The sequence below is a fragment of the Enterobacter vonholyi genome (genome assembly GCF_008364555.1).
GTDB lineage: Bacteria > Pseudomonadota > Gammaproteobacteria > Enterobacterales > Enterobacteriaceae > Enterobacter > Enterobacter vonholyi.
The window spans coordinates 316,345-331,647 of the sequence record NZ_VTUC01000037.1 but is presented as its reverse complement, the minus strand read 5'-3'; the positions used below and the strand labels follow the sequence as shown (position 1 = coordinate 331,647).

Below are 15,303 nucleotides of genomic sequence, written 5' to 3'. Positions count from 1 at the left end.
AGGGAGAGGGTGAAAACATAAAAAAACGGTAACTATCGTTACCGTTTTTCATATACCTCGTATCATCAGTACAGCAGACGCGCGCGAATCGTCCCCGGGATGGCCTTCATGCTCAGCAGCGCTTTCTCGGCCACATCATCATCCGCTTCGATATCAATAACCACGTAGCCCATCTGCGAGTTCGTCTGCAGATACTGCGCGGCAATGTTGACGCCCTGCTCGGCAAAGATCTGGTTGATCGCGGTCAGCACGCCTGGACGGTTTTCGTGGATGTGCAGCAGACGACGACCACCGTGCAGCGGCAGAGACACTTCCGGGAAGTTCACGGCAGAGAGCGTAGAACCGTTGTCGGAGTATTTGCTCAGTTTACCCGCCACTTCCAGACCGATGTTCTCCTGCGCTTCCTGGGTGGAACCGCCAATGTGAGGCGTCAGGATCACGTTGTCGAACTCGCACAGCGGAGAGGTAAACGGATCGCTGTTGGTGGCTGGCTCCGTCGGGAACACGTCGATGGCGGCGCCCGCCAGGTGCTTACGCTTCAGCGCATCGCACAGCGCAGGGATATCGACAACCGTGCCGCGCGCGGCGTTAATCAGCAGTGAGCCCGGCTTCATCAGCGCCAGCTCTTCCGCGCCCATCATGTTTTTGGTGGACGCATTTTCCGGCACGTGCAGGCTCACCACGTCACTCATGTTCAGCAGGTCAGACAGGTGTTGAACCTGGGTGGCATTGCCCAGCGGCAGCTTGCTTTCGATATCGTAAAAAAAGACATGCATACCGAGAGATTCCGCCAGAATCCCCAGTTGGGTACCGATGTGGCCGTAGCCGATAATCCCCAGCTTTTTACCACGCGCTTCATATGAGCCAGACGCCAGTTTGTTCCACACGCCGCGGTGCGCCTTGGCGTTAGCTTCAGGAATGCCGCGCAGCAGAAGCAGCAGTTCGCCAATCACCAGCTCCGCCACGGAACGGGTGTTAGAGAACGGGGCATTGAAGACGGGAATACCGCGTTTCGCGGCAGCATTCAGGTCAACCTGGTTGGTACCAATGCAGAAGCAGCCGATAGCCACCAGCTTTTCCGCCGCGGCAATAACCTCTTCAGTCAGGTGAGTACGGGATCGCAGGCCAATGAAGTGGGCATCACGGATGGACGCTTTCAGCTCTTCGGTATCGAGCGCGCCTTTGTGAAATTCGATGTTGGTGTAACCTGCCGCACGAAGGCTATCGATTGCTTTTTGATGTACGCCCTCGACCAGCAGGAATTTAATCTTGTCTTTCTCCAGTGATACCTTTGCCATTTACCCGACCCTGTTTTTGTCTGAACTGATGTTGTGCTGGATATGAATCCGCCGTAGCCAACATATCAAAAAAAACTATTGCAGCAATATGAACGTTTGCGTCGGCACTCTGAAGAAAAGTCATACAGAGCAAAATGTCAGAGGAAAATGCTATGGAAATTTACAAACGCGGCAGGATCGGCAAAAGAGGCGTAAAAACGTGACACAAGTCACCGAATTTAGCTTTTCAAAAATTTTTTAGCGGGGGGAGGACTCCCCCCATCAGATCATTTTACGATGGTTTTCACGCCGTCAGCGGTGCCGATCAGCGCCACATCCGCGCCACGGTTGGCGAATAGCCCTACGGTCACTACGCCCGGAATGCCGTTGATGGCATTTTCCAGCGCAATCGCGTCAAGAATTTCCAGACCGTGAACGTCGAGGATCACGTTACCATTGTCGGTGACTACACCCTGACGGTATTCCGGACGACCGCCAAGCTTCACCAGCTGACGGGCAACCGCGCTACGGGCCATTGGGATCACTTCGACCGGCAGCGGGAAATTACCCAGAATGTCGACCTGCTTGGAGGCGTCCGCGATGCAGATAAACTTGTCCGCAACGGAGGCGATGATTTTTTCGCGTGTTAGCGCCGCGCCGCCGCCTTTGATCATCTGCATGTGGCCGTTGATTTCATCCGCGCCGTCAACGTAAATCCCCAGACGATCCACTTCATTGAGATCGAAAACGGTAATGCCGAGGCTTTTCAGCTTTTCCGTGGAAGCATCAGAGCTGGAAACCGCGCCCTCGATTTGCCCCTTCATCGTGCCCAGCGCATCGATAAAGTGTGCCGCGGTTGATCCCGTACCGACACCGACAATGGTACCCGGCTGTACGTACTGGAGAGCGGCCCATCCTACTGCTTTTTTCAGTTCATCCTGCGTCATGATCGTTTTGCCTGTGGTGTGAAAACTCAGGGCGCATTATAGAACACGTCGAATGGAATTCGTCTGCCACAAAGGGAAAATTGTGTCATAGTGCAGAATAAGCAAAATTAAGGAGTCAGCCAGAGCAATGAAACGTCCGGACTACAGAACACTACAGGCACTTGATGCAGTTATTCGTGAACGAGGTTTTGAGCGCGCGGCGCAAAAGCTTTGCATCACCCAGTCCGCCGTATCACAGCGTATAAAACAGCTTGAAAACATGTTCGGCCAGCCGCTGCTGGTGCGTACCGTGCCGCCACGTCCAACCGAGCAAGGGCAAAAACTCCTCGCCCTGCTGCGCCAGGTTGAATTGCTGGAAGACGAGTGGCTGGGTGACGAACAAACGGGCTCTACGCCGCTGCTGCTCTCTCTGGCGGTCAACGCCGACAGTCTGGCAACCTGGCTGCTGCCGGCTCTTGCGCCGGTATTAGCAGATTCCCCTATCCGCCTGAACTTACAGGTTGAAGATGAAACCCGAACCCAGGAGCGCCTGCGTCGCGGTGAAGTGGTTGGGGCCGTCAGTATTCAGCCTCAGGCGCTGCCAAGCTGTCTTGTCGATCAGCTGGGCGCACTGGACTACCTGTTTGTGGGGTCAAAAGCCTTTGCCGAGCGCTACTTCCCCAACGGCGTCACCCGCGCCGCGCTGCTGAAAGCCCCTGCCGTGGCGTTCGACCATCTGGACGATATGCATCAGGCGTTCCTGCAGCAAAACTTCGATCTGCCGCCTGGCAGCGTGCCGTGCCATATCGTCAACTCGTCTGAAGCCTTCGTGCAGCTTGCGCGCCAGGGCACCACCTGCTGCATGATCCCGCACCTGCAGATTGAGAAAGAGTTGAAAAGCGGTGAGCTGATTGACCTGACGCCGGGGCTGTATCAGCGCCGGATGCTCTACTGGCACCGTTTTGCGCCGGAAAGCCGTATGATGCGCAACGTCACCGACGCGCTGCTGGCATACGGGCATAAGGTGTTGAGACAGGATTAAAAAGAAAAGCCGGGTGGCAGCTACGCCTTACCCGGCCTACAGATTACTGAGCAGGTTTCGGCTGTGCTGGAACTGGTTCCAGCTGGAAGACCACATCGACCTGATCGTCGAACTGAATAGTTGGCTGCTCGTAAGTTTCCTGAGCGGACACCGGGGCTGCATCAGCCTTCATCATACGAACCATCGGGCTTGGCTGGTAGTTAGAGACGTGGTAACGCACGCTATAAACCGGGCCGAGCTTGCTCTTAAAGCCAGAAGCCAGCTGTTCCGCCTGGTGAATGGCATCATCAATAGCCGCTTTACGCGCTTCGTCTTTGTATTTCTCCGGTTGCGCAACGCCCAGCGACACGGAACGAATTTCGTTGAGACCCGCCTTCAGCGCACCGTCCAGCAGCGAGTTAAGCTTATCCAGCTGACGCACGGTCACTTCAACGGTACGCACGGCGCGGTAGCCCTTCAGGATGCTTTTACCATTCTGGTAGTCGTAATCGGGTTGAGTACGCAGGTTAGCGGAGTTGATATCTTTTTTACCGACACCGTTCTGCTCGAGGAAAGAGAGATATTGCGCAACGCGATCGTCAGCCTGCTTCTTAGCCGTCGCCGCATCTTTCGCCGCCACATTCACCTCAATTGCCAGGGTTGCAACATCGGGTACCGCGTCCACGCTTGCGGTGCCTGAAGTGACGATGTGCGGGCCATCCGGCAGTTCACTTGCCTGCACCGACACCGCCCCAAAACTTACTAATGCCGCCAGGGCCATCACCTTAAACTTCACTGTTATTCCTCCATGTTGCGAAGAGTGCCCATTAACAGGGCGCATGCCAGCAAGCTTAGCGGGTCTTATTCAGTTGTCCATAAGACAAGGATTAGTTGAACAATTCCTGAACGTGATGAATCCCCTCTTTCGCCAGCTGGAAAGCGATAAACCACATCACCAGGCCGACCAGGGTATTAATGATGCGCTGGGCTTTGGCCGTACGAAGGCGGGGCGCCAGCCATGCCGCCAGAATGGCGAGACCGAAGAACCAGAGGAACGAGGCGCTGACCGTACCGAGCGCAAACCACCGTTTCGGCTCAACGTCCAGCTGTCCGCCCAGGCTGCCCAGCACCACAAAGGTGTCGAGATAAACATGCGGATTAAGCCAGGTGACCGCCAGCATGGTGACGATAATCTTCCAGCGGCCCTGCTTCATGACCTCCGCGCTCGCCAGCTCGAGGTTGCTGCTCATCGCCGTTTTCAGGGCACCAAAACCGTACCAGAGCAGAAACGCCACGCCGCCCCAGGTAACCAGCGCCAGCAGCCACGGAGACTGCATCAGCAGCGCGCTGCCGCCAAAAATCCCGGCGCAGATCAGTAGCAAATCGCTTACCGCGCACAGCAGGGCAATCATCAGATGGTACTGGCGGCGGATGCCCTGATTCATCACGAACGCATTTTGCGGTCCGAGCGGAAGGATCATGGCCGCGCCTAAGGCAAGCCCTTGAAAATAATAAGATAGCATGACGATTTTCTCGCAGTGTTGTTCTGGAGGCTGACTATACTGCGCGAATCACATTAGAGGAAATGGATAATATTAATTGGGTATTAGCGGAGCTTATGAAAGCAAAGCCCGGTGGCGCGAGCGCCTACCGGGCCTACGGGTGACGTTATTCTGCTTCTTTGACTTTTTTGACGTTTACGTCCATCTGCGGATACGGGAAGCTGATGCCGTTGGCGTCGAAGTCGCGCTTAATGCGTTCCAGCACGTCCCAGTACACGTTTTGCAGATCGCTGCTTTTGCTCCAGATGCGCACCACAAAGTTAATGGAGGAAGCACCGAGTTCGTTCAGGCGAACCGTCTGCTCTTTGTCTTTCAGAATGCGATCGTCTGAAGCAATGATATTAGTAATCAGCGACTTCACCTGATCGATGTCGGAGTCGTATGCCACGCTGATAATCAGTTCGTTACGACGCACCGGTTCACGGGAGAAGTTAATAATGTTGCCTGCAATGATTTTTCCGTTCGGCACGACCACGATGCGGCCATCCACGGTACGCATGGTCGTAGAGAAAATCTGCACCTGCAGCACGGTTCCGGCAATGCCGCCCAGGTCAACGTATTCGCCGGAGCGGAACGGACGGAAGGTTACCAGCAGCACGCCTGCCGCCAGGTTTGAAAGCGAGCCCTGCAGCGCCAGACCAATGGCCAGGCCGGCGGCACCGAGAACGGCGATGACGGAGGCGGTCTGCACGCCCACACGGCCCAGCGCCGCAATCAGCGTAAAGGCGATAACGCCGTAGCGCACCAGTGCGGAGAGGAAGTCAGCCACCGTGGCGTCAATGTGACGGGCCAGCATCACGCGGTTAACCGCGTTCGATACGATACGCGCCACGATCATCCCGACGATGATGATGGCAATCGCCGCGACAATGTTCACGGCATAGCTCAGCAATAGCGCCTGGTTGCGTACCAGCCAGTTACCGGCGTTATTGATGCTGTCTACAACATCGAGTTGTTCCATTTATTCTTCCTTTTGTTAAACCAAAACACAAAATCCATCCCCCATGGAGACAGGCAGGTTCGTAAAGGGTAAACAAAAAGTGCCGGGTTTGCCAAACAGATCACAAAAACAGGTCTGGCAGGGTATTGAAAAAGCATAAAAAAGGCCCGCATTTGCGGGCCTTCTGATGCTGTTAGCAGCTCAAATTACAGAACGTCGATCGCGTTCAGTTCTTTGAAAGCCTGCTCCAGACGGGTCACCATGGACGTCTGAGCAGCGCGCAGCCATACGCGTGGATCGTAGTATTTCTTGTTCGGCTGGTCTTCGCCTTTCGGGTTGCCCAGCTGGCCCTGCAGGTAAGCTTCGTTCGCTTTGTAGTACTGCAGGATACCGTCCCAGGTTGCCCACTGGGTATCGGTATCGATGTTCATTTTCACTACGCCGTAGCTTACGGAGTCTTTGATTTCCTGAGCAGAAGAACCGGAACCGCCGTGGAAGACGAAGTTCAGGCTGTTGTGCGGCAGGTTGTGTTTCTTAGACACGTATTCCTGAGAATCACGCAGGATGGTCGGGGTCAGAACCACGTTACCTGGTTTGTAAACGCCGTGTACGTTACCGAAGGACGCTGCGATGGTGAAGCGTGGGCTGATTTTGCTCAGCTCGGTGTAAGCGTAATCAACGTCTTCTGGCTGGGTGTACAGGGCAGAAGCGTCCATGTGGCTGTTGTCCACGCCGTCTTCTTCACCGCCGGTGCAGCCCAGTTCGATTTCCAGGGTCATGTCCATTTTGGCCATGCGCGCCAGGTACTTAGAGCAGATTTCAATGTTTTCGTGCAGTGACTCTTCAGACAGGTCGATCATGTGAGAAGAGAACAGTGGCTTACCGGTTGCCGCGAAGTGTTTTTCACCCGCGTCCAGCAGACCGTCGATCCACGGCAGCAGTTTCTTCGCGCAGTGGTCAGTGTGCAGGATAACTGGAACACCGTAGTGTTCAGCCATCTGGTGAACGTGGTGCGCACCAGAGATAGCGCCCAGGATTGCAGCACCCTGAGGAATGTCAGTTTTCACGCCTTTACCTGCGATGAACGCAGCGCCGCCGTTAGAGAACTGAACGATAACTGGAGCTTTAACTTTAGCTGCAGTTTCCAGTACGGCGTTGATGGAGTCGGTACCCACGCAGTTAACTGCTGGCAAAGCGAAGTTGTTTTCTTTAGCTACCTGGAACACTTTCTGTACGTCATCACCAGTGATAACGCCAGGTTTTACGAAATCAAAAATTTTAGACATGTTGCTTAGTCCTGTATCTTCGGCCGTTAGAAAAGGTGCGAGCTCTTAAAAGCGCGCTGAAAATTGGGCAGGTTTCCCTGCCCTTGAATGGCTTACTTCTTAGCGCGCTCTTCGAGCATTGCTACTGCTGGCAGTACTTTGCCTTCCACGAATTCCAGGAATGCACCGCCACCAGTGGAGATGTAGGAGATCTTGTCAGCGATACCGAACAGGTCGATTGCTGCCAGGGTGTCACCACCGCCTGCGATAGAGAACGCTTCGCTGTCTGCGATAGCGTTAGCAACGATTTCAGTACCTTTGCGGAAGTTCGGGAATTCGAACACGCCAACAGGACCGTTCCACAGGATAGTTTTTGCGTTTTTGAGGATTTCAGCCAATTTCTGTGCAGAAACGTCGCCCAGGTCCAGAATCTGCTCTTCATCTTTGATGTCGTTTACAGATTTCAGGGTCGCGGTTGCGGTTTCGGAGAACTCGGTCGCGACGCGAACGTCAGTTGGAACCGGGATATCGCAGGTGCCCAGCAGGCGTTTGGCTTCGTCAACCAGGTCTGCTTCGTACAGAGATTTGCCCACGTTGTGGCCCTGAGCGGCAACGAAGGTGTTCGCGATACCACCGCCAACGATCAGCTGGTCAGCGATTTTAGACAGGGAATCCAGAACGGTCAGTTTGGTAGAAACTTTAGAACCACCAACGATAGCCACCATCGGACGAGCTGGTTCTTTCAGTGCTTTACCCAGCGCTTCCAGTTCGTCAGCCAGCAGAGGACCGGCACACGCTACGTCTGCGAATTTACCGATACCGTGGGTTGACGCCTGTGCACGGTGAGCAGTACCGAAGGCATCCATCACGAATACGTCGCACAGTGCAGCGTATTTTTTGGACAGGGTTTCGTCGTCTTTCTTCTCGCCTTTGTTGAAGCGAACGTTTTCCAGAACAACCAGTTCACCGGCAGCCACTTCAACGCCGTCCAGGTAATCTTTCACCAGGCGAACCGGGTTGGACAGTTTGTCTTTCAGGTAATTAACCACTGGCAGCAGAGAGAACTCTTCGTTGTACTCGCCTTCAGTTGGACGCCCCAGGTGGGAGGTGACCATCACTTTCGCGCCCTGCTTCAGAGCCAGTTCGATGGTTGGCAGAGATGCACGGATACGCGCGTCGCTGGTCACTTTGCCATCTTTAACCGGTACGTTCAGATCGGCACGGATGAAAACGCGTTTACCAGCCAGATCCAGATCGGTCATCTTAATTACAGACATGGTGAATCCTCTCGTTGATTCTTAAAGTTTTGCAGACGCACGATGCGCCTTACCTGAAACCTTGAGCGGCCATTGCTAACGTGGTGTCGAGCATTCGGTTAGCAAAGCCCCATTCGTTATCACACCAGACCAGCGTCTTGATAAGGTGTGCCCCACTGACCCTCGTTTGCGTGCCATCGACGATGGCGCTGTGCGGGTCGTGGTTAAAATCTACTGAGACCAACGGTAATTCCGTATAGTCAACTATACCATGAAATGCCCCCTGTGCCGCTTTTTGCAGCAACAGGTTGACTTCACAGGCTTTTACAGGTTTTTTCACCGTCACGCTAAGGTCGATTGCAGTGACGTTAATCGTTGGAACACGCACGGCAATCGCTTCAAACCTGTCATTAAACTGCGGAAAAATTCGGGTGATCCCTGCCGCCAGTTTTGTATCCACCGGAATGATTGACTGGCTCGCCGCGCGAGTGCGTCGTAAATCCGGATGGTAGGCGTCGATAACCTGCTGATCGTGCATGGCGGAATGAATCGTGGTCACGGTGCCGGATTCAATGCCATACGCATCGTCTAACAGTTTGATGACCGGAATAATGCAGTTGGTGGTACAGGAGGCGTTGGAAACAATGCGGTGTTCGGCCAGCAGCTCATGCTGGTTGACGCCAAACACGACTGTCGCGTCGAGGTCATTACTGCCGGGATGAGAAAACAGGACTTTTTTCGCGCCTGCAGTCAGATGCGCTTCGCCGTGTTCGCGGTTGCCATAAACACCGGTACAGTCAAGCACGACATCCACACTCAGTTCACGCCAGGGTAGCCCGGAAATGCTGTTCTCATGCAGAACACGAATAGCGTCGTCACCCACAAAAAGCAGATCTCTTTCCTGGCGCACATCCCAGGCGAAACGTCCGTGGCTGGTGTCATACTTCAATAAATGCGCCATGCCCGCAGCATCCGCCAGTTCATTGATTGCCACCACGGTTATTTCCGCCCGACGTCCGGATTCATACAAAGCACGAACCACGTTACGCCCGATGCGACCGAAGCCATTAATCGCTACGCGTACGGTCATAGATCTCCTGCAAAGCAATCCCTGAGTTTGAGGTGGCTGAAAGAGTAATCCAGCTACGCCCGAAGGGGAATCCTTGCTGTCACAAACTGCGATTGATTGGTCAATTGTCGAACATTTAATCGACTGAAACGCTTCAGCAAGAATAAGCGAATCGGGGAATAAAAGGAATGTCTGTCCAGATGAATAAGCGAGCTATATGACTTGCGTCACATTTTAGGTGGAATAATGACGCAAAAAAAGCCGGGTGGCGCGCTAGCGCTTACCCGGCCTACTTTCGAGCCATTTGTAGACCCGGTAAGCGTAGCGCCACCGGGCAAAACGGCGATTACAGCAGTTCTTTCGCTTTCGCGACAACGTTCTCAACGGTGAAGCCGAACTCTTCGAACAGCTGCTCTGCCGGAGCAGACTCACCGAAGGTGGTCATACCGACGATGGCACCGTTCAGGCCCACGTATTTGAACCAGTAGTCAGCGATACCCGCTTCCACTGCCACACGTGCGGAAACCGCTTTAGGCAGAACGGATTCACGGTAAGCGGCATCCTGCTTGTCGAACGCATCGGTAGACGGCATGGAGACCACGCGCGCCTTCACGCCTTCGGCAGTCAGTTTTTCCCATGCGGCAACAGCCAGCTCAACTTCAGAACCGGTAGCGATGAAGATCAGCTCAGGCTGGCCCGTGCAATCTTTCAGCACGTAACCACCGCGAGCGATGTTCGCCAACTGCTCAGGGGTACGCTCCTGCTGCGCCAGGTTCTGACGGGAGAGGATCAGCGCGGTTGGACCGTCCTTACGCTCAACGCCGTATTTCCACGCCACCGCGGATTCAACCTGGTCACATGGACGCCATGTGCTCATGTTCGGGGTCACGCGCAGGGAAGCCACCTGCTCTACCGGCTGGTGAGTTGGGCCGTCTTCGCCAAGACCGATGGAGTCGTGGGTGTAGACCATTACCTGACGCTGTTTCATCAGCGCCGCCATACGCACGGCGTTACGGGCATATTCAACAAACATCAGGAAGGTAGAGGTGTACGGCAGGAAACCGCCGTGCAGGGAGATACCGTTGGCAATCGCGGTCATACCGAATTCACGTACACCGTAATGGATGTAGTTACCGGCAGTATCTTCGTTGATTGGCTTAGAACCAGACCACAGAGTCAGGTTAGATGGCGCCAGGTCAGCGGAGCCACCCAGGAATTCTGGCAGCCATGGGCCGAACGCTTCAATCGCATTCTGAGACGCTTTACGGCTCGCGATTTTAGACGGGTTCGCCTGCAGCTTAGCGATAAACTCGTTCGCTTTCGCGTCGAAGTCAGACGGCATGTCACCTTTCATACGACGGGTGAATTCAGCCGCTTCCTGTGGGAAGGCTTTCGCGTAAGCAGCGAACTTCTCGTTCCAGGCCGCTTCTTTCGCCTGGCCTACTTCTTTTGCATCCCACTGAGCGTAGATCTCGGATGGGATTTCAAATGCAGGGTGTTTCCAGCCCAGCGCTTCGCGGGTCAGTGCGATTTCTGCATCGCCCAGCGGCGCGCCGTGGGAGTCGTGCGTACCCGCTTTGTTCGGTGAACCGAAGCCGATGATGGTTTTGCACATCAGCAGGGACGGCTTGTCCGTCACCGCGCGCGCTTCTTCTACTGCACGTTTAATCGAGTCAGCATCGTGACCATCAACGCCACGCACAACGTGCCAGCCGTAGGCTTCGAAACGTGCTGCGGTGTCGTCGGTGAACCAGCCTTCAACGTGACCGTCGATGGAGATACCGTTGTCGTCATAGAACGCAACCAGTTTACCCAGCTTCAGGGTACCTGCCAGGGAGCACACTTCGTGAGAAATGCCTTCCATCATGCAGCCGTCGCCCATGAACGCGTAGGTGAAGTGGTCAACGATGTCGTGACCAGGACGGTTGAACTGCGCCGCCAGGGTCTTCTCTGCAATCGCCATACCCACGGCGTTAGCAATACCCTGACCCAGCGGGCCGGTGGTGGTTTCTACGCCAGCGGTGTAGCCCACTTCCGGGTGACCTGGAGTTTTGGAGTGCAGCTGACGGAAGTTTTTCAGCTCTTCAATTGGCAGATCGTAGCCGGTGAGGTGCAGCAGGCTATAGATCAGCATAGAGCCGTGGCCGTTGGACAGCACGAAGCGGTCGCGGTCAGCCCATGACGGGTTCTGCGGGTTGTGGTTCAGGAAATCACGCCACAGGACTTCGGCGATATCAGCCATACCCATAGGGGCCCCTGGGTGGCCGGATTTGGCTTTCTGAACTGCGTCCATGCTCAGCGCACGAATAGCATTAGCAAGCTCTTTACGTGAGGACATTTTAACTCCAGATCGGACTGTTAAAGGCCATGCCCTTGACGACAGCGCGTTTTGGGCTACGCCGGAAAAAAGTGCCAACAATGTAACCCAAGCGGCATGCCATGTACATGGACCATTCTTTTGCAGCTTAAGAAATCTCTGGATCATGCTCGCATGTTGCGCAATCTACTCGCCCGGCCCTGTAGATATTCCTTATACTTAGCCCGACACCGGCTTCGCTGACGGTGACCTTTTCGGATTTTATTCAGATTAACGAGTACGGAAGCAACCTCATGAAAATGCGTGCAATAGTGCTGGCCCTGGGTACAACGCTCCTGCTGAGCGGCTGTCAGAATATGGATTCTAACGGTCTGATGACGTCAGGGGCAGAGGCCTTTCAGGCCTATTCCCTGAGCGATGCGCAGGTGAAAGCGCTGAGCGACCAGGCCTGTAAAGATATGGACGGAAAAGCCACGCTTGCGCCGGCCAACAGTACCTACACGCAGCGTCTGAATAAGATTGCTTCCGCGCTGGGCGACAACATCAACGGCCAGCCGGTGAACTACAAGGTGTACATGGCGAAAGACGTCAACGCCTTCGCGATGGCGAACGGCTGTATCCGCGTTTACAGCGGACTGATGGACATGATGACCGACAATGAAGTGGAAGCGGTTATCGGCCATGAAATGGGCCACGTTGCCCTGGGCCACGTGAAGAAAGGGATGCAGGTTGCCCTGGGCACCAATGCCATCCGCGCAGCGGCGGCCTCTGCAGGCGGTATCGTTGGCAGCCTGTCGCAGTCACAGCTTGGGGACGTGGGTGAAAAGCTGGTTAACTCTCAGTTCTCACAGCGTCAGGAGTCCGAGGCGGATGACTACTCCTACGATCTGTTGCGCAAACGCGGCATTAATCCATCAGGCTTAGCCACCAGCTTCGAAAAACTGGCCAAGCTGGAAGCCGGACGCCAAAGCTCCATGTTTGACGATCACCCGGCCTCAGAAGAACGCGCGCAGCATATTCGCGACCGTATGGCCGCAGACGGAATTAAATAATTTCAGAAGGAGGCAGTTTTGCCTCCTTTTTATTTCGCATGAATTGTTAACTTAACAGCACGTATCGATAACACCCCTGAAAGCCCCGCCAAATCTGCCCTATGGCATTGAAATGTCTGGTCACATAATTATTGCAAAGGTCACTTTTTCCGGTAATTATCACCTCCGCAGTTATTCAAATTAATATATCCAGACAGAGACGTTCCCTCCGTGAAAAAAGAATTATCATTAGTTGCTTTAAGCTTATTTGCCGCATTACCTGCCGCTGCAAGCCAGCAATCCGACAGCCAGGGTTTTATTGACGACAGCCGTCTGGATCTGTTTTTCCGCAATGCGTATATCAGCCGCGACTACCATCAGGGCCAGCAGGACAAAGCCGAATGGGGTCAGGGGATCATCGCCACGTTTGCATCCGGCTATACCGAAGGGCTGGTGGGCTTTGGAGTGGACGGTATTGCTCAATACGGCGTGCGCCTGGACGGCGGTCGCGGCAAGAGCGGCGCAGGCGGCATCGACTTCTTTAAGCAGGAAGACGACGGCCGGGCAAAATCCGATCTGGCAAAGTTTGGCGCAACCGCCAAAATGCGCATCTCGAATACCGTACTGAGCTACGGGAATCAGCGTCCTGAATTGCCCATCGTCAATGCCGACAGCTCTCGCCTGCTGTTTGAAAGCTACACCGGCGCCATGCTGACCTCAAAAGAGATCGACGGTCTGGAAATCAACGCCGGTTATTTCACCGACGAGCAGCGTAAAAGTGACGATCGCCACGACAGCGGACTGAAGAGCCTCTCCTTCGGCGGCGCGAGCTACCAGTTTAACGACCAGTTCAGCGGCGCGCTTTACGCCTCTCATAATGAAGAGGTGATGAACAAGCAGTACCTGGGCCTGAACTTCAAGCAGCCGTTCAGCACCGGGCAGCAGCTGGTGCTCGACTTCAACGGCTATAACTCCCGTCTCGACCAGGGTTACGCGGACAGCCTCGATACGGGCCGCAGCAACGCTATCTGGAGCCTGGCGGCGAGCTACATCTGGGATATTCACACGTTCAAAGTAGCGTACCAGCAGAGCAGCGGCAGTACCGGCTACAACTACGGCGGCTATCGTGACAAGGGCGGCGTGGGTGACGGCGGTAACACCATCTGGCTGGCGAACTCCTACTGGTCAGATTTTAACGGCGAAGATGAACGTTCATGGCAGGCTTCCTACGGTCTGGACTTTAGCGGCCTTGGCTTACCGGGCCTGAGCTGGACCACCGCCTACGTGCGTGGCGATAACATCAAAACCTCTGAAACCAGCAACGGCAAAGAGCACGAGTGGTTTAACCAGATCCAGTACCAGGTGCAGGATGGTCCGGCTAAGGATCTGAAGCTTAAACTGCGCTACTCCGTGCTGCGCGTCTCCAGCAATGCCAGCGAGTACAACGTGGGCGGGGACGAGATCCGCGCTTACGTGGAATACCCGTTTAACGTGTTCTAAAGGCAATAAAAAACCTCTCAATAGAGAGGTTTTTTTTCACGCCAGGCGAGGCTTATTCGCCTTTTTTAGCAGCCTGAATGTAGAGCATTTCCAGTGCCAGGGTCGCTGCGGCCAGCGCAGTGATCTCGGACTGGTCATAGGCAGGCGCCACTTCCACCACGTCCATCCCGACAATGTTCAGATCCTTCAGGCCGCGCACCAGCTTGATGGCGCGGTCTGAGGTCAGGCCGCCGATAACCGGCGTACCGGTACCCGGTGCAAAAGCCGGATCCAGGCAGTCGATGTCGAAGGTCAGATACACGGGCATATCACCCACAATCTGCTTCACCTGAGCGAGGATGTCATCAACGCCGCGGTCGTTAACCTGGCCCGCATCCAGCACGGTGAAGCCGTTATCTTTGTCGAACTCGGTGCGAATACCGATCTGCACGGAGTGGTTCGGGTCGATCAGACCTTCGTTCGGCGCGGTAAAGAACATGGTGCCGTGGTCAAACTCACAGCCGTTCGCGTAGGTGTCGGTATGCGCATCAAAGTGTACCAGCGCCATTTTACCGAAGTGCTTCGCGTGGGCGCGCAGCAGCGGCAGGGTCACGAAGTGGTCGCCGCCGAAGGAGAGCATGCGCTTACCGGCAGCCAGCAGCTTCTCGGCGTGGGCCTGCAGCTTTTCGCTCATCTCACGCGCGTCGCCGAAGGCATACACCAGGTCACCGCAGTCCACCACGTTCAGGCGCTCGCGCATGTCGAAGTTCCACGGGAAGCGGTTGTGCTCCCAGGCCAGGTTAGTGGAAACCTGACGGATCGCCGCCGGGCCGTGACGACCACCCGCGCGGCCAGATGTCGCCATATCGAACGGCACACCGGTGATCACCCAGTCAGCGTCGCTGTCGTACGGCTGGAAGTTCATCGGAAGGCGTAAAAAACCAAACGCGTTAGATACCAGAGAGTTATCGTACTGATGACCTAAAGTGCTCATGTCCTGACCTCTTTTAAAGTCGATACATTAAAAACAGATGAAAAAAAATCCCCTCCGCGTCGTTAAACCCGACGAGGAAGGGATTGATTCGTAAATCGCTTATTAGGGCGAATTATCGCCGGTAATGCATACGGGTTCAAGTGAGTATAGCATTCTGCCGGAAGGC

General features: G+C 54.8%; 13 protein-coding genes. 3 read left to right on the top strand and 10 right to left on the bottom strand.

Features of this window, described 5'->3' with window-relative positions; translation table 11 throughout:
* Positions 1 to 65: 65 nt before the first annotated feature.
* Complete coding sequence (gene serA / locus F0319_RS20490) at positions 66 to 1,298, bottom strand: phosphoglycerate dehydrogenase (protein ID WP_149367664.1); 1,233 nt, start codon at positions 1,296 to 1,298, stop codon at positions 66 to 68.
* 266 nt (positions 1,299 to 1,564) lie between these two features.
* On the bottom strand, positions 1,565 to 2,224 hold the full coding sequence (gene rpiA, locus F0319_RS20485; RefSeq protein WP_003860091.1) for a ribose-5-phosphate isomerase RpiA: 660 nt from the start codon (positions 2,222 to 2,224) through the stop codon (positions 1,565 to 1,567).
* A 127-nt stretch (positions 2,225 to 2,351) separates the two neighbouring features.
* Here rpiA and argP point away from each other — a divergent pair, with 127 nt between their 5' ends.
* Positions 2,352 to 3,245: a DNA-binding transcriptional regulator ArgP gene (argP, locus tag F0319_RS20480; RefSeq protein WP_008499727.1), complete on the top strand. Its 894-nt coding sequence runs from the start codon at positions 2,352 to 2,354 to the stop codon at positions 3,243 to 3,245.
* Positions 3,246 to 3,288: 43 nt separating this feature from the next.
* On the opposite strand, the gene F0319_RS20475 is transcribed toward argP, so the two are convergent.
* The 7 genes from F0319_RS20475 to tkt all read right to left on the bottom strand — a co-directional run bounded on the left by F0319_RS20475 (position 3,289) and on the right by tkt (position 11,654).
* Complete coding sequence (locus F0319_RS20475) at positions 3,289 to 4,020, bottom strand: oxidative stress defense protein (RefSeq protein WP_149367663.1); 732 nt, start codon at positions 4,018 to 4,020, stop codon at positions 3,289 to 3,291.
* 91 nt (positions 4,021 to 4,111) lie between these two features.
* A complete protein-coding gene (argO, locus tag F0319_RS20470) occupies positions 4,112 to 4,747 on the bottom strand; it encodes an arginine exporter ArgO (RefSeq protein ID WP_021242063.1) in 636 nt (211 codons plus the stop codon).
* Between the two features lie 145 nt (positions 4,748 to 4,892).
* The gene (locus F0319_RS20465; RefSeq protein WP_111963216.1) at positions 4,893 to 5,747 is read right to left on the bottom strand and encodes a small-conductance mechanosensitive channel MscS; all 855 of its coding nucleotides are present in this window, start codon (positions 5,745 to 5,747) and stop codon (positions 4,893 to 4,895) included.
* 185 nt (positions 5,748 to 5,932) lie between these two features.
* Positions 5,933 to 7,012, bottom strand: coding sequence for a class II fructose-bisphosphate aldolase (gene fbaA / locus F0319_RS20460; protein WP_008499731.1), 1,080 nt, complete (start codon positions 7,010 to 7,012; stop codon positions 5,933 to 5,935).
* Positions 7,013 to 7,104: 92 nt separating this feature from the next.
* The gene (gene pgk, locus F0319_RS20455; protein WP_023309116.1) at positions 7,105 to 8,268 is read right to left on the bottom strand and encodes a phosphoglycerate kinase; all 1,164 of its coding nucleotides are present in this window, start codon (positions 8,266 to 8,268) and stop codon (positions 7,105 to 7,107) included.
* Between the two features lie 49 nt (positions 8,269 to 8,317).
* Positions 8,318 to 9,337 (bottom strand): erythrose-4-phosphate dehydrogenase, encoded by a 1,020-nt coding sequence (gene epd, locus F0319_RS20450; RefSeq protein ID WP_149367662.1) that lies wholly within the window; start codon positions 9,335 to 9,337, stop codon positions 8,318 to 8,320.
* A gap of 325 nt (positions 9,338 to 9,662) precedes the next feature.
* Entirely contained in the window at positions 9,663 to 11,654 is a 1,992-nt protein-coding gene (gene tkt / locus F0319_RS20445; RefSeq protein WP_149367661.1) for a transketolase, read from the bottom strand.
* Positions 11,655 to 11,926: 272 nt separating this feature from the next.
* Between tkt and loiP the strand changes: the two genes are divergently transcribed.
* Both loiP and F0319_RS20430 read left to right on the top strand, forming a co-directional pair.
* Positions 11,927 to 12,685: a metalloprotease LoiP gene (loiP, locus tag F0319_RS20435; RefSeq protein ID WP_021242066.1), complete on the top strand. Its 759-nt coding sequence runs from the start codon at positions 11,927 to 11,929 to the stop codon at positions 12,683 to 12,685.
* 210 nt (positions 12,686 to 12,895) lie between these two features.
* Positions 12,896 to 14,164 carry an OprD family outer membrane porin gene (locus F0319_RS20430; protein ID WP_143345515.1) on the top strand — a complete coding sequence of 423 codons (1,269 nt, stop codon included), beginning with the start codon at positions 12,896 to 12,898 and terminating at the stop codon, positions 14,162 to 14,164.
* A gap of 52 nt (positions 14,165 to 14,216) precedes the next feature.
* Here F0319_RS20430 and speB read toward each other — a convergent pair whose 3' ends face one another.
* Positions 14,217 to 15,137: an agmatinase gene (gene speB, locus F0319_RS20425; RefSeq protein ID WP_008499737.1), complete on the bottom strand. Its 921-nt coding sequence runs from the start codon at positions 15,135 to 15,137 to the stop codon at positions 14,217 to 14,219.
* Between the last annotated feature and the right edge of the window lie 166 nt (positions 15,138 to 15,303).

Bases quoted from the DNA above. Each gene is read 5' to 3' on its own strand.
- serA (WP_149367664.1), bottom strand. From the start codon at position 1,298: ATGGCAAAGGTATCACTGGAGAAAGACAAGATTAAATTCCTGCTGGTC.
- speB (WP_008499737.1), bottom strand. From the start codon at position 15,137: ATGAGCACTTTAGGTCATCAGTACGATAACTCTCTGGTATCTAACGCG.
- argP (WP_008499727.1), top strand. From the start codon at position 2,352: ATGAAACGTCCGGACTACAGAACACTACAGGCACTTGATGCAGTTATT.
- F0319_RS20465 (WP_111963216.1), bottom strand. From the start codon at position 5,747: ATGGAACAACTCGATGTTGTAGACAGCATCAATAACGCCGGTAACTGG.
- epd (WP_149367662.1), bottom strand. From the start codon at position 9,337: ATGACCGTACGCGTAGCGATTAATGGCTTCGGTCGCATCGGGCGTAAC.
- tkt (WP_149367661.1), bottom strand. From the start codon at position 11,654: ATGTCCTCACGTAAAGAGCTTGCTAATGCTATTCGTGCGCTGAGCATG.
- fbaA (WP_008499731.1), bottom strand. From the start codon at position 7,012: ATGTCTAAAATTTTTGATTTCGTAAAACCTGGCGTTATCACTGGTGAT.
- argO (WP_021242063.1), bottom strand. From the start codon at position 4,747: ATGCTATCTTATTATTTTCAAGGGCTTGCCTTAGGCGCGGCCATGATC.
- pgk (WP_023309116.1), bottom strand. From the start codon at position 8,268: ATGTCTGTAATTAAGATGACCGATCTGGATCTGGCTGGTAAACGCGTT.
- loiP (WP_021242066.1), top strand. From the start codon at position 11,927: ATGAAAATGCGTGCAATAGTGCTGGCCCTGGGTACAACGCTCCTGCTG.
- rpiA (WP_003860091.1), bottom strand. From the start codon at position 2,224: ATGACGCAGGATGAACTGAAAAAAGCAGTAGGATGGGCCGCTCTCCAG.